Below are 13,704 nucleotides of genomic sequence, written 5' to 3'. Positions count from 1 at the left end.
ACTTTGAAAAAGATGAATTGGAAAAGATGAATGACATGATGAAGATGAAATAACTGTATAAAATATAACCAAATCATCTCTGAAGCAAGTCCGCGGACGCTCTGCCGGTGGATTGGCGTCATTACGCTGGCCAAATTTTGTATTTGACGCGTGATCTTGTATGGTTGGTTCCCTTTGAATTCGAGCCTTGCGGGTCTGTTATGAAGTCGGTTGAAGAGCAGCTAGCGCTGATCAAACGTGGTGCGGAAGAACTGTTGGTCGAGTCCGAGCTGATCGAAAAGCTCAAGCGTGGCCAGCCGCTACGTATTAAGGCAGGCTTCGACCCGACTGCACCGGATTTGCACTTGGGTCACACCGTGCTTATTAATAAGCTGCGCCAGTTCCAGGAGCTGGGGCACCAGGTGATCTTCCTTATTGGTGACTTCACCGGGATGATCGGTGATCCAAGCGGCAAGAGCGCTACGCGTCCTCCGCTGACCCGCGAGCAGGTTCTCGAGAATGCCGAGACCTACAAGACTCAGGTTTTCAAGATTCTCGATCCGGCCAAGACCGAGGTGGCGTTCAACTCCACCTGGATGGACCAGATGGGGCCGGCCGACTTCATTCGCCTGACTTCACAGTACACCGTCGCTCGCATGCTCGAGCGCGATGACTTCGACAAGCGCTATACCACTAATCAGCCAATCGCCATTCACGAGTTCCTCTATCCGCTGGTTCAGGGTTATGACTCGGTTGCCCTGCGCGCGGATGTCGAGCTCGGTGGCACCGATCAGAAGTTCAACCTGCTGATGGGTCGTGAGCTGCAGCGTGGTTATGGGCAGGAGCCGCAGTGCATTCTGACCATGCCGCTGCTGGAAGGTCTGGATGGCGTGAAGAAGATGTCCAAGTCCCTGGGTAACTATGTCGGTATCCAGGAAGCGCCGGGTGTGATGTACAGCAAGCTCGTCTCCATTCCGGATTCGCTGATGTGGCGTTACTTCGAGCTGCTCAGCTTCCGTTCCATGGACGAGATCAATGCCTTGCGTGCTGATGTCGAGGCGGGTGCGAATCCGCGTGACATCAAGATCAAGCTGGCTGAGGAAATCGTTGCGCGCTTCCATGGTGAAGAGGCTGCGGCCAATGCGCATCGCGGTGCCGGCAACCGTATGAAGGATGGCGAGCTGCCGGATGACCTGCCGGAAATCGAAGTGACCGCGACTGAAGATATGCCGATCGCTGCTGTGCTTAATAAAGCAGGTTTGGTGAAGAACTCGGCCGTGGCGCGCGACCTGCTGAATTCCGGCGGTGTGCGTGTCGATGGTGAGGTCGTTGATCGCACCTTTATATATGCGCTGGGTGCTACCCACGTTTGCCAGGCTGGCAAGAAGGCATTTGCGCGCATTTCGCTCAAATCTGAATAAAGCTGAAATTAGGGGTTGACGGCGAATTTTAGAAGTCTATAATTCGCCCCACTTCCGGCGCAGTCGAAACGGAAAACTCCTTGGCAAACAACGAGTTACGCGAATTTCGACAGTGTTCAGCTTCAAGTTATCGAAGCCTGGAAGGAGTCGGTCAGGCGGCAAGTTGTCGCTTGATTGGCGGTTCGGTCTTCTCGATCGAAAGCGGAGAAAAAGAGGTGTTGACAGCAGCGAGCAACGCTGTAGAATTCGCCTCCCGCTAACGAGAGATCGGAAGCGCAAGTGGTTGAAGTTGAAAAAGAAATTTTGAAAACTTCTGAAAATAACCGCTTGACAGACACGGGGGACGCTGTAGAATGCGCGCCTCGGTTGAGGCGAAAGATCTTAACCAACCGCTCTTTAACAACTGAATCAAGCAATTCGTGTGGGTGCTTGTGGAGTCAGACTGCTAGTCAACAGATTATCAGCATCACAAGTTACTCCGCGAGAAATCAAAGATGTAACCAACGATTGCTGAGCCAAGTTTAGGGTTTTCTCAAAACCCAAAGATGTTTGAACTGAAGAGTTTGATCATGGCTCAGATTGAACGCTGGCGGCAGGCCTAACACATGCAAGTCGAGCGGTAGAGAAAAGCTTGCTTTTCTTGAGAGCGGCGGACGGGTGAGTAATGCCTAGGAATCTGCCTGGTAGTGGGGGATAACGTCCGGAAACGGACGCTAATACCGCATACGTCCTACGGGAGAAAGCAGGGGACCTTCGGGCCTTGCGCTATCAGATGAGCCTAGGTCGGATTAGCTAGTTGGTGAGGTAATGGCTCACCAAGGCGACGATCCGTAACTGGTCTGAGAGGATGATCAGTCACACTGGAACTGAGACACGGTCCAGACTCCTACGGGAGGCAGCAGTGGGGAATATTGGACAATGGGCGAAAGCCTGATCCAGCCATGCCGCGTGTGTGAAGAAGGTCTTCGGATTGTAAAGCACTTTAAGTTGGGAGGAAGGGTTGTAGATTAATACTCTGCAATTTTGACGTTACCGACAGAATAAGCACCGGCTAACTCTGTGCCAGCAGCCGCGGTAATACAGAGGGTGCAAGCGTTAATCGGAATTACTGGGCGTAAAGCGCGCGTAGGTGGTTTGTTAAGTTGGATGTGAAAGCCCCGGGCTCAACCTGGGAACTGCATTCAAAACTGACAAGCTAGAGTATGGTAGAGGGTGGTGGAATTTCCTGTGTAGCGGTGAAATGCGTAGATATAGGAAGGAACACCAGTGGCGAAGGCGACCACCTGGACTGATACTGACACTGAGGTGCGAAAGCGTGGGGAGCAAACAGGATTAGATACCCTGGTAGTCCACGCCGTAAACGATGTCAACTAGCCGTTGGGGACCTTGAGTCTTTAGTGGCGCAGCTAACGCATTAAGTTGACCGCCTGGGGAGTACGGCCGCAAGGTTAAAACTCAAATGAATTGACGGGGGCCCGCACAAGCGGTGGAGCATGTGGTTTAATTCGAAGCAACGCGAAGAACCTTACCAGGCCTTGACATCCAATGAACTTTCCAGAGATGGATTGGTGCCTTCGGGAGCATTGAGACAGGTGCTGCATGGCTGTCGTCAGCTCGTGTCGTGAGATGTTGGGTTAAGTCCCGTAACGAGCGCAACCCTTGTCCTTAGTTACCAGCACGTTATGGTGGGCACTCTAAGGAGACTGCCGGTGACAAACCGGAGGAAGGTGGGGATGACGTCAAGTCATCATGGCCCTTACGGCCTGGGCTACACACGTGCTACAATGGTCGGTACAGAGGGTTGCCAAGCCGCGAGGTGGAGCTAATCCCACAAAACCGATCGTAGTCCGGATCGCAGTCTGCAACTCGACTGCGTGAAGTCGGAATCGCTAGTAATCGCGAATCAGAATGTCGCGGTGAATACGTTCCCGGGCCTTGTACACACCGCCCGTCACACCATGGGAGTGGGTTGCACCAGAAGTAGCTAGTCTAACCTTCGGGGGGACGGTTACCACGGTGTGATTCATGACTGGGGTGAAGTCGTAACAAGGTAGCCGTAGGGGAACCTGCGGCTGGATCACCTCCTTAATCGACGACAGCAGCTGCTCCATGAGCTCCCACACGAATTGCTTGATTCATTGAAGAAGACGAAAGAAGCAGCCCGAAATTGGGTCTGTAGCTCAGTTGGTTAGAGCGCACCCCTGATAAGGGTGAGGTCGGCAGTTCGAATCTGCCCAGACCCACCAATTTTGTGTGGGAAACGCCTGTAGAAATACGGGGCCATAGCTCAGCTGGGAGAGCGCCTGCCTTGCACGCAGGAGGTCAGCGGTTCGATCCCGCTTGGCTCCACCACTACTGCTTCTGAAGTGTAAAGCTTAGAAATGAGCATTCCATCGCCGCGATGATGAATGTTGATTTCTAGTCTTTGACTAGTTCGTTCTTTAAAAATTTGGGTATGTGATAGAAAGATAGACTGAACGTTACTTTCACTGGTAACGGATCAGGCTAAGGTAAAATTTGTGAGTGACTCTTAAGAGTTTTGCGAATTTTCGGCGAATGTCGTCTTCATAGTATAACCAGATTGCTTGGGGTTATATGGTCAAGTGAAGAAGCGCATACGGTGGATGCCTTGGCAGTCAGAGGCGATGAAAGACGTGGTAGCCTGCGAAAAGCTTCGGGGAGTCGGCAAACAGACTTTGATCCGGAGATCTCTGAATGGGGGAACCCAGCCAGCACAAGCTGGTTATCTTAAACTGAATACATAGGTTTAAGAGGCGAACCAGGGGAACTGAAACATCTAAGTACCCTGAGGAAAAGAAATCAACCGAGATTCCCTTAGTAGTGGCGAGCGAACGGGGACTAGCCCTTAAGTGGCTTTGAGATTAGCGGAACGCTCTGGAAAGTGCGGCCATAGTGGGTGATAGCCCTGTACGCGAAAGTCTCTTAGTCATGAAATCGAGTAGGACGGAGCACGAGAAACTTTGTCTGAATATGGGGGGACCATCCTCCAAGGCTAAATACTACTGACTGACCGATAGTGAACTAGTACCGTGAGGGAAAGGCGAAAAGAACCCCGGAGAGGGGAGTGAAATAGATCCTGAAACCGTATGCGTACAAGCAGTGGGAGCAGACTTTGTTCTGTGACTGCGTACCTTTTGTATAATGGGTCAGCGACTTATATTCAGTGGCGAGCTTAACCGAATAGGGGAGGCGTAGCGAAAGCGAGTCTTAATAGGGCGTTTAGTCGCTGGGTATAGACCCGAAACCGGGCGATCTATCCATGGGCAGGTTGAAGGTTAGGTAACACTGACTGGAGGACCGAACCGACTACCGTTGAAAAGTTAGCGGATGACCTGTGGATCGGAGTGAAAGGCTAATCAAGCTCGGAGATAGCTGGTTCTCCTCGAAAGCTATTTAGGTAGCGCCTCATGTATCACTGTAGGGGGTAGAGCACTGTTTCGGCTAGGGGGTCATCCCGACTTACCAAACCGATGCAAACTCCGAATACCTACAAGTGCCGAGCATGGGAGACACACGGCGGGTGCTAACGTCCGTCGTGAAAAGGGAAACAACCCAGACCGTCAGCTAAGGTCCCAAAGTTATGGTTAAGTGGGAAACGATGTGGGAAGGCTTAGACAGCTAGGAGGTTGGCTTAGAAGCAGCCACCCTTTAAAGAAAGCGTAATAGCTCACTAGTCGAGTCGGCCTGCGCGGAAGATGTAACGGGGCTCAAACCATACACCGAAGCTACGGGTATCATCTTCGGATGATGCGGTAGAGGAGCGTTCTGTAAGCCTGTGAAGGTGAGTTGAGAAGCTTGCTGGAGGTATCAGAAGTGCGAATGCTGACATGAGTAACGACAATGGGTGTGAAAAACACCCACGCCGAAAGACCAAGGTTTCCTGCGCAACGTTAATCGACGCAGGGTTAGTCGGTCCCTAAGGCGAGGCTGAAAAGCGTAGTCGATGGAAAACAGGTTAATATTCCTGTACTTCTGGTTATTGCGATGGAGGGACGGAGAAGGCTAGGCCAGCTTGGCGTTGGTTGTCCAAGTTTAAGGTGGTAGGCTGAAATCTTAGGTAAATCCGGGGTTTCAAGGCCGAGAGCTGATGACGAGTTACCTTTCAGGTGACGAAGTGGTTGATGCCATGCTTCCAAGAAAAGCTTCTAAGCTTCAGATAACCAGGAACCGTACCCCAAACCGACACAGGTGGTTGGGTAGAGAATACCAAGGCGCTTGAGAGAACTCGGGTGAAGGAACTAGGCAAAATGGCACCGTAACTTCGGGAGAAGGTGCGCCGATGAGGGTGAAGCACTTGCTGCGTAAGCCCACGTCGGTCGAAGATACCAGGCCGCTGCGACTGTTTATTAAAAACACAGCACTCTGCAAACACGAAAGTGGACGTATAGGGTGTGACGCCTGCCCGGTGCCGGAAGGTTAATTGATGGGGTTAGCTAACGCGAAGCTCTTGATCGAAGCCCCGGTAAACGGCGGCCGTAACTATAACGGTCCTAAGGTAGCGAAATTCCTTGTCGGGTAAGTTCCGACCTGCACGAATGGCGTAACGATGGCGGCGCTGTCTCCACCCGAGACTCAGTGAAATTGAAATCGCTGTGAAGATGCAGTGTATCCGCGGCTAGACGGAAAGACCCCGTGAACCTTTACTATAGCTTTGCACTGGACTTTGAATTTGCTTGTGTAGGATAGGTGGGAGGCTTTGAAGCGTGGACGCCAGTCTGCGTGGAGCCATCCTTGAAATACCACCCTGGCAACTTTGAGGTTCTAACTCAGGTCCGTTATCCGGATCGAGGACAGTGTATGGTGGGTAGTTTGACTGGGGCGGTCTCCTCCTAAAGAGTAACGGAGGAGTACGAAGGTGCGCTCAGACCGGTCGGAAATCGGTCGTAGAGTATAAAGGCAAAAGCGCGCTTGACTGCGAGACAGACACGTCGAGCAGGTACGAAAGTAGGTCTTAGTGATCCGGTGGTTCTGTATGGAAGGGCCATCGCTCAACGGATAAAAGGTACTCCGGGGATAACAGGCTGATACCGCCCAAGAGTTCATATCGACGGCGGTGTTTGGCACCTCGATGTCGGCTCATCACATCCTGGGGCTGAAGCCGGTCCCAAGGGTATGGCTGTTCGCCATTTAAAGTGGTACGCGAGCTGGGTTTAGAACGTCGTGAGACAGTTCGGTCCCTATCTGCCGTGGACGTTTGAGATTTGAGAGGGGCTGCTCCTAGTACGAGAGGACCGGAGTGGACGAACCTCTGGTGTTCCGGTTGTCACGCCAGTGGCATTGCCGGGTAGCTATGTTCGGAAAAGATAACCGCTGAAAGCATCTAAGCGGGAAACTTGCCTCAAGATGAGATCTCACTGGAACCTTGAGTTCCCTGAAGGGCCGTCGAAGACTACGACGTTGATAGGTTGGGTGTGTAAGCGCTGTGAGGCGTTGAGCTAACCAATACTAATTGCCCGTGAGGCTTGACCATATAACACCCAAGCAATTTGAGTCGAATGACCAGATTGCGGTGTTGTGAAGACGAAACAAACCGAAAGTTTGCAACTCACAAAACACCGTCACATACCCGATTCGCTGGAATGTCGAAAGACACGTCAGCTCAAGAATTTCTTGACGACCATAGAGCATTGGAACCACCTGATCCCATCCCGAACTCAGCAGTGAAACGATGCATCGCCGATGGTAGTGTGGGGTTTCCCCATGTGAGAGTAGGTCATCGTCAAGATTAAATTCCGAAACCCCAATTGCGAAAGCAGTTGGGGTTTTGTTTTTGCCCGCAGGAAAAACCGGCTGACACGGTTTCTATGCAACGGGCCGAGGCGTGGCTATCATGCGTGCCTCATTGTGAGGCGAGACTTGCATGCTGACGTTGTTAGAGCTTCTTAAGGATGGCCGCTTTCATTCGGGGCAGGCCCTGGGCGCCGCTTTGGGTGTCAGTCGTAGTGCCGTATGGAAACAACTACAGCTTTTGGAAGCTGAGTTGGGGCTGTCCATTCATAAGGTGCGAGGACGTGGCTATCAGTTGGCTGCACCGCTGACGCTGCTGGACGCTGGAGTCATTGCGCAGCAGGCGCCTTCCTGCAATTGGCCGATCCTGGTTTTTGATTCAATTGACTCGACGAATGCCGAGGCGCTGCGAGCGGTAGAGCGGGGGCAGGCTGCGCCGTTCCTGGTTCTGGCCGAGCGGCAGACGTCCGGTCGCGGGCGTCGTGGGCGTAAGTGGTCCAGTCCGTTCGCGGAGAACATCTATTACAGCCTGGTGTTGCGTATCGAGGGCGGTATGCGACAGCTGGAGGGGTTGAGTCTGGTTGTCGGTTTGGCGGTCATGCAGACCCTGCGTGCTCTGGGCGTTTCCAATGCCGGTTTGAAGTGGCCAAACGACGTTCTGGTCGGTCAGAAAAAAATCGCCGGGATCCTGCTCGAGTTGGTGGGGGATCCTGCTGACGTCTGTCACGTGGTATTGGGTGTTGGAATTAACGTGAACATGCAGGTGACTGATGAGGTCGATCAGCAATGGACTTCCGTGCGGTTGGAGTCCGGGCGTGCATTTGATCGCAATCACCTGGTCGCGCAGCTGGGGCAAATGCTTCAAGACTATTTGAGTCGGCATCAGACTGGCGGATTTCCTGCTATCCAGGCCGAGTGGGAGCAGAATCATCTATGGCAGGGGCGGGCGGTGTCATTGATCGCCGGCGTCAACCGCATAGATGGTGAGGTGCTCGGTATTGATGGTCAGGGGGCTCTGCGCTTGAGGGTGGACGGTGTGGAAAAAGTATTCAGTGGTGGTGAGCTCAGTTTGAGGTTGCGTGATGATTCTTGAGCTGGACTGCGGGAACAGCTTCATCAAGTGGCGAGTGCTCGCGGCGGACGCGCGCCGGACGATCGGTGAAGGTGTCGTCGATTCGACTCTTGCCTTGCTGGAAAGCCTGAATGCGCTTGCTGGCCTCAATCTCAGATTCTGCCGGTTGGTCAGTGTGAGGACGGAAGAGGAAACCGCTGCGCTGGTTTCCCTGCTGGCAGGGGCGTACAGCGTGGAGGTGGCCTGTGCTGCGCCTGCTCGTGAAATGTCCGGGGTGCGCAACGGCTACGAGGAATTCGAACGCCTGGGGCTCGATCGCTGGCTGGCGATGATCGGTGGATATCATTTGGCCTCCGGAGCGTGCCTGGTGCTCGATTTCGGCACTGCAGTCACCGCGGACTTTGTGGCGGGTGATGGTGAGCATCTGGGCGGGTTCATTTGTCCGGGCATGCCATTGATGCGTAATCAGTTGCGCACCCATACCCGCAAAATTCGTTATGGCGACCTGGCTGCCGAGCGTGCGCTGGAAAGCCTGGTGCCGGGACGGTCGACTGTAGAGGCGGTGGAGCGGGGTTGCTCCTTGATGCTGCGGGGTTTTGTCCTGACTCAGCTGGAGCTCGCACGCAGCTACTGGGGGGACGATTTCTCCGTGTTCCTGACCGGTGGGGATGCGGGTCTGGTTTCGGCGATTGTGCCTGAAGCCAGGGTGGTTCCCGATCTGGTGTTCGTGGGTTTGGCTATGGCATGTCCTTTATCCTGAGGTTCATATGCGTTGGTTGTTCCTGCTGCTGCTCGTTCTCAACGTCTTCTATTACATCTGGCATCAACAAGAAGCGCCCCTGCGTGCGAAGGATGTCACGCCACTGAGTCTGTACCGGGGAAGCCAGCAGGATATTCGGTTGTTGAGTGAGGCGACCGATGCGTCCCGTGACAAGGCCAGGCCCGCTCAGGTGGATGCCGGTTGCTTGTACCTGGGCGGTTTTGCGCGCCAGGAAGCGCTCCAGGCGGTCGAAAGGCGCCTGAATGGCATGGAGATCAAGTATCAGCCGCTGCCCAAGGAAGCGTCGGATACCACGGGCTACTGGGTTCAGGTGGCTCCTGAAAGCCGGCGCTGGCTCGATGATGTGCAGCTGCAAAACCTTTCCAGAGAATTCAATGACTTAAAACATAAAATAATGCCTTGCGAGGGGGTTGCGCCCGCTGAATAGTTTGCATAGAATGGCGCCCGCTTCGCAGCGAAGACCTTTTGAAGGTTGGAGCTTGAAGTGACGTCAACGCAGCTAAGCTCAGGTTTTTAATGAGAAAAATGCTTGACAGAAGGCTGGCATGATGTAGAATGCCGGCTCGCTTAGGAGGGGTTCCCGAGCGGCCAAAGGGATCAGACTGTAAATCTGACGTCTACGACTTCGAAGGTTCGAATCCTTCCCCCTCCACCATTTTTAGCGAGAGCTGCAAGCTCCGCGGGTATAGTTTAGTGGTAGAACCTCAGCCTTCCAAGCTGATGATGCGGGTTCGATTCCCGCTACCCGCTCCAAACTTGCAGGTTTTGCAAAGTGTTACGCTCTTGTAGCTCAGTTGGTAGAGCACACCCTTGGTAAGGGTGAGGTCAGCGGTTCAAATCCGCTCAAGAGCTCCATATGACAAGGCAGATATGAAAATATCTGCCTTTGTTTTAACAGCTTGCTTGATGTGTTTGGCTCTGTTCCTGGTGATGGCTTTCCTGTCAGGATCGAGGTAGAGCAAAGCAAGTCTCGCGCCAGGCGACACTCCAGGTGTCGGTGCGAAGGCTGAAGTCGTCGAGTAAGGTGTTGTAATGTCTTTTTCAGGTCTGCATAATGGTCGGCCTGATTTTGTTTTAGGTCAGTAGCTCAATTGGCAGAGCGACGGTCTCCAAAACCGTAGGTTGGGGGTTCGATTCCCTCCTGACCTGCCAGATTCATTCGGTGTATCTGGCTTTCTTTTCACAGGATCTTCATAGATGACTCCTAAAGCTGAAGCTCAAGACTCTCGCTTCGATCTGCTCAAGTGGCTAGTGGTAGTCGCTTTGGTGGTCGTTGGCGTCGTTGGTAATCAGTATTACTCTGCTTCGCCGATCCTGTACCGCGTACTTGCGTTGCTTGTCATTGCTGCTGTAGCTGCCTTTGTAGGCCTGCAGACCGCCAAGGGCAAGTCTTTCTTTGTACTGGTCAAGGAAGCTCGCACCGAAATTCGTAAAGTCGTATGGCCAACCCGCCAGGAAACCACGCAGACCACGCTGATCGTTGTGGCTGTGGTGCTGGTTATGGCGCTGCTGTTGTGGGGTCTTGATTCCCTGCTCGGTTGGCTTGTCTCCTTGATCGTCGGCTAAGGGTGTCCCGTGGCTAAGCGTTGGTACGTTGTGCATGCTTACTCCGGTTACGAGAAGCATGTCATGCGCTCGCTGATTGAGCGCGTAAAGCTGGCAGGCATGGAAGATGGCTTCGGCGAAATTCTGGTCCCCACTGAAGAAGTGGTTGAGATGCGCAATGGCCAGAAGCGCAAAAGCGAGCGTAAATTCTTCCCTGGTTATGTGCTGGTTCAGATGGATATGAACGAGGGTACTTGGCACTTGGTCAAGGATACTCCTCGGGTCATGGGTTTCATCGGCGGTACCGCTGATAAGCCTGCACCGATTACCGATAAAGAGGCAGAAGCAATTCTGCGTCGCGTCGCTGACGGTAGCGACAAGCCGAAGCCGAAGACGTTGTTCGAGCCAGGCGAAACCGTTCGCGTCACCGATGGTCCATTCGCCGATTTCAATGGCGTCGTGGAAGAAGTTAACTACGAAAAGAGCCGGATCCAAGTGGCAGTGCTCATTTTCGGTCGCTCTACTCCGGTAGAGCTGGAGTTCAGCCAGGTCGAAAAGGTCTAGCTGAGCAAGCATCCCAACCCCGCAGCCTTAGGCTGTGGGGTTTTGTCGTCACTGGGATAAACGCGCAAGTAACCGGGGAGCCTTTCGAGGCGTTTGAACCCGTAATTGGAGTGCCTCATGGCCAAGAAGATTACCGCTTACATCAAGCTGCAAGTGAAGGCCGCTCAGGCTAACCCAAGCCCACCTGTTGGTCCTGCTCTGGGTCAGCACGGCGTGAACATCATGGAATTCTGCAAGGCTTTCAACGCCCGTACTCAGGGTCTTGAGCCAGGTCTGCCGACTCCAGTGATCATCACTGTCTACAGCGACCGTAGCTTCACTTTCGAAACCAAATCCACCCCTGCTTCGGTTCTGCTGAAGAAGGCGGCCGGTCTGACCAGCGGTTCCGCTCGTCCGAACACCGTTAAGGTTGGCACTGTGACTCGTGCTCAGCTGGAAGAAATCGCGAAAACCAAAAACGCGGATCTGACTGCAGCTGATATGGATGCAGCCGTGCGTACTATCGCCGGTTCTGCTCGTAGCATGGGCCTTAACGTGGAGGGTGTGTAATGGCTAAGCTGACCAAGCGTCAAAAGGCTATCGCCGGCAAGATCGAAGCAGGCAAGGCCTACAACTTTGTAGACGCCGCTGCACTGCTGGCCGAGCTGTCGACTGTCAAGTTCAGCGAGTCGTTCGACGTAGCTGTAAACCTGGGCGTTGACCCACGTAAATCCGACCAGGTCGTTCGTAGCGCTACCGTGCTGCCACACGGCACTGGCAAGACCGTTCGCGTTGCCGTGTTCACCCAGGGTCCAGCTGCCGAGGCCGCTCTGGCTGCCGGCGCTGACCGTGTAGGTATGGACGAACTGGCTGCCGAAATGAAAGGCGGCGACCTGAACTACGACGTAGTGATCGCATCCCCGGATGCCATGCGCGTTGTAGGTCAACTGGGTCAGATCCTCGGTCCACGTGGCCTGATGCCTAACCCTAAAGTCGGCACCGTAACTCCAGACGTAGCTACCGCGGTCAAGAACGCCAAGGCTGGTCAGGTTCGTTATCGCACCGACAAAAACGGCATCATCCACACTTCCGTTGGCAAGATCGGCTTCGACGCCGTCAAGCTGAAGGAAAACGTTGAAGCCCTGATCGCTGACCTGAAGCGTATCAAGCCAGCTTCCTCGAAAGGCATTTACGTCAAGCGCGTTACCCTGAGCACCACCATGGGCCCAGGTCTGGTCATCGACCAGAGCTCGCTCGACGCGTAAGACACAGATTGGCGCAAGCGATTGCGCCAATTGAAAAATTGGGGTCCCTGCCTGGCGGGGGCTATCCAAGACCGTAGGCGACGCAAGTCTTAAACCACAAGCCTACGCAGATGGTGCTCCCGGTTCCTTACCGAATCAGACACCAAAACGACATCCGGTTTCGACTGGATGAAACGGTAACAAGCAGGAGTTAAACCCGTGGCAATTAAACTCGAAGACAAGAAGGCCATCGTCGCTGAAGTCAACGAGGCTGCCAAAGTCGCTCTGTCCGCTGTCGTGGCTGATGCCCGTGGCGTAACAGTAGGCGCAATGACCGGACTCCGTAAAGAGGCTCGTGAAGCTGGCGTTTACGTACGTGTTGTACGTAACACCCTGCTCAAGCGCGCTGTTGCTGACACTGAATTCAGTGTTCTCAACGACGTGTTCACCGGCCCTACCCTGATCGCATTCTCGAAAGATCACCCAGGCGCTGCTGCCCGGATCTTCAAGGAATTCGCCAAGGGTCAGGACAAGTTCGAGATCAAGGCAGCTGCGTTTGATGGCAAGTTCCTTGCCGCTAACCAGATCGACGTGTTGGCTACCCTGCCGACCCGCGACGAAGCTATTGCGAAACTGATGAGCGTGATCCAAGGCGCTACCAGCAAGCTGGCTCGTACCCTGGCAGCCGTTCGCGACCAGAAAGAAGCTGCTGCAGCCTAAGGCGCAGTCGGATCTTTCAAAATCATATGTTTAATTTGATGGCTGCGTAGGCTGTCACCCCAATACAGGATTCAAGTCATGTCTCTGACTAACGAACAAATCATCGAAGCAATCGGCCAGAAAACCGTTCTGGAAGTTGTTGAGCTGATCAAAGCAATGGAAGAAACCTTCGGCGTGACCGCTGCTGTTGCTGCTGCTGGTCCAGCTGCTGCTGCCGCTGTTGTTGAAGAGCAAACCGAGTTCAACGTTGTTCTGGTTGAAGCCGGCGAGAAGAAAGTAAACGTGATCAAGGCAGTTCGTGAGCTGACTGGTCTGGGCCTGAAAGAAGCCAAAGAGAAAGTCGACGGCGCTCCTCAGGTTGTAGCTGAAGGCGTTTCGAAAGAAGCTGCTGAAGACGCTAAGAAGAAGCTGGAAGAAGCAGGCGCTAAAGTCGAGCTGAAGTAAGCATCGACTTTGCTCCTCCAGCCCGAGCGTTAAGCGAAAGGCTGATGGCTGGTGGCTCTTGCCACCGGCCTTTTTCCGTTATTGGCAGCCGACTGGGTCGGCGCCGATAACGAGCTGTAACCACCCGATGTGGTGGCGCAAACCATGGGGTTTGCACGATTTTCTGGCTGCTCCCGTCGGGAGAGGCCAAACAAGCAGGTGACCAAG

General features: G+C 53.8%; 10 protein-coding genes, 6 tRNA genes and 3 rRNA genes. All 19 read left to right on the top strand.

The features are described from left to right. The first annotated feature begins 200 nt into the window (after positions 1-200). The 19 genes from tyrS to rplL all read left to right on the top strand — a co-directional run bounded on the left by tyrS (position 201) and on the right by rplL (position 13,497). Positions 201-1,400 (top strand): tyrosine--tRNA ligase, encoded by a 1,200-nt coding sequence (tyrS, locus tag ABVN20_RS10995; protein ID WP_368555616.1) that lies wholly within the window; start codon positions 201-203, stop codon positions 1,398-1,400. Positions 1,401-1,951: 551 nt separating this feature from the next. Continuing rightward, positions 1,952-3,488 (top strand): 16S ribosomal RNA (locus ABVN20_RS10990). Positions 3,489-3,569: 81 nt separating this feature from the next. After that, a tRNA-Ile gene (locus tag ABVN20_RS10985) sits at positions 3,570-3,646 on the top strand. Positions 3,647-3,676: 30 nt separating this feature from the next. Continuing rightward, positions 3,677-3,752: transfer RNA gene (locus ABVN20_RS10980), tRNA-Ala, on the top strand. 245 nt (positions 3,753-3,997) lie between these two features. Then, positions 3,998-6,891: ribosomal RNA gene (locus ABVN20_RS10975) — 23S ribosomal RNA — on the top strand. A gap of 139 nt (positions 6,892-7,030) precedes the next feature. Next, positions 7,031-7,146, top strand: a 5S ribosomal RNA gene (gene rrf / locus ABVN20_RS10970). The 16S, 23S and 5S rRNA genes sit together here with 2 tRNA genes alongside, the layout of an rRNA operon. A 135-nt stretch (positions 7,147-7,281) precedes the next feature. Then, complete coding sequence (birA, locus tag ABVN20_RS10965) at positions 7,282-8,241, top strand: bifunctional biotin--[acetyl-CoA-carboxylase] ligase/biotin operon repressor BirA (protein WP_368555615.1); 960 nt, start codon at positions 7,282-7,284, stop codon at positions 8,239-8,241. Beyond that, positions 8,231-8,980 (top strand): pantothenate kinase, encoded by a 750-nt coding sequence (locus ABVN20_RS10960; protein WP_368555614.1) that lies wholly within the window; start codon positions 8,231-8,233, stop codon positions 8,978-8,980. The genes birA and ABVN20_RS10960 overlap by 11 nt, the downstream gene beginning before the upstream one ends. 7 nt (positions 8,981-8,987) lie before the next feature. Then, complete coding sequence (locus ABVN20_RS10955; protein WP_368555613.1) at positions 8,988-9,428, top strand: hypothetical protein; 441 nt, start codon at positions 8,988-8,990, stop codon at positions 9,426-9,428. Positions 9,429-9,571: 143 nt separating this feature from the next. Then, positions 9,572-9,656 (top strand) — tRNA-Tyr (locus ABVN20_RS10950). 24 nt (positions 9,657-9,680) lie between these two features. Continuing rightward, positions 9,681-9,754, top strand: a tRNA-Gly gene (locus tag ABVN20_RS10945). A 26-nt stretch (positions 9,755-9,780) separates the two neighbouring features. Beyond that, positions 9,781-9,856 (top strand) — tRNA-Thr (locus ABVN20_RS10940). A gap of 221 nt (positions 9,857-10,077) precedes the next feature. Next, positions 10,078-10,153 (top strand) — tRNA-Trp (locus ABVN20_RS10935). Between the two features lie 45 nt (positions 10,154-10,198). Beyond that, a complete protein-coding gene (gene secE, locus ABVN20_RS10930) occupies positions 10,199-10,567 on the top strand; it encodes a preprotein translocase subunit SecE (protein WP_368555612.1) in 369 nt (122 codons plus the stop codon). Between the two features lie 9 nt (positions 10,568-10,576). Further along, entirely contained in the window at positions 10,577-11,110 is a 534-nt protein-coding gene (nusG, locus tag ABVN20_RS10925) for a transcription termination/antitermination protein NusG (RefSeq protein WP_368555611.1), read from the top strand. Between the two features lie 117 nt (positions 11,111-11,227). Continuing rightward, the gene (gene rplK, locus ABVN20_RS10920) at positions 11,228-11,659 is read left to right on the top strand and encodes a 50S ribosomal protein L11 (RefSeq protein ID WP_003176435.1); all 432 of its coding nucleotides are present in this window, start codon (positions 11,228-11,230) and stop codon (positions 11,657-11,659) included. Continuing rightward, positions 11,659-12,354, top strand: coding sequence for a 50S ribosomal protein L1 (gene rplA / locus ABVN20_RS10915; RefSeq protein ID WP_192309365.1), 696 nt, complete (start codon positions 11,659-11,661; stop codon positions 12,352-12,354). Before rplK ends, rplA begins: the two co-directional genes overlap by 1 nt. Before the next feature lie 198 nt (positions 12,355-12,552). Further along, a complete protein-coding gene (gene rplJ, locus ABVN20_RS10910) occupies positions 12,553-13,053 on the top strand; it encodes a 50S ribosomal protein L10 (RefSeq protein ID WP_368555610.1) in 501 nt (166 codons plus the stop codon). Between the two features lie 78 nt (positions 13,054-13,131). Continuing rightward, entirely contained in the window at positions 13,132-13,497 is a 366-nt protein-coding gene (gene rplL / locus ABVN20_RS10905; RefSeq protein ID WP_007957596.1) for a 50S ribosomal protein L7/L12, read from the top strand. The last annotated feature ends 207 nt before the right edge of the window (positions 13,498-13,704 follow it).

It is taken from the genome of Pseudomonas sp. MYb118, assembly GCF_040947875.1.
Taxonomy (GTDB): Bacteria; Pseudomonadota; Gammaproteobacteria; order Pseudomonadales; family Pseudomonadaceae; genus Aquipseudomonas.
Note: the sequence above shows the minus strand (reverse complement) of the source record. Positions and strands in the feature narration are given on the sequence as shown.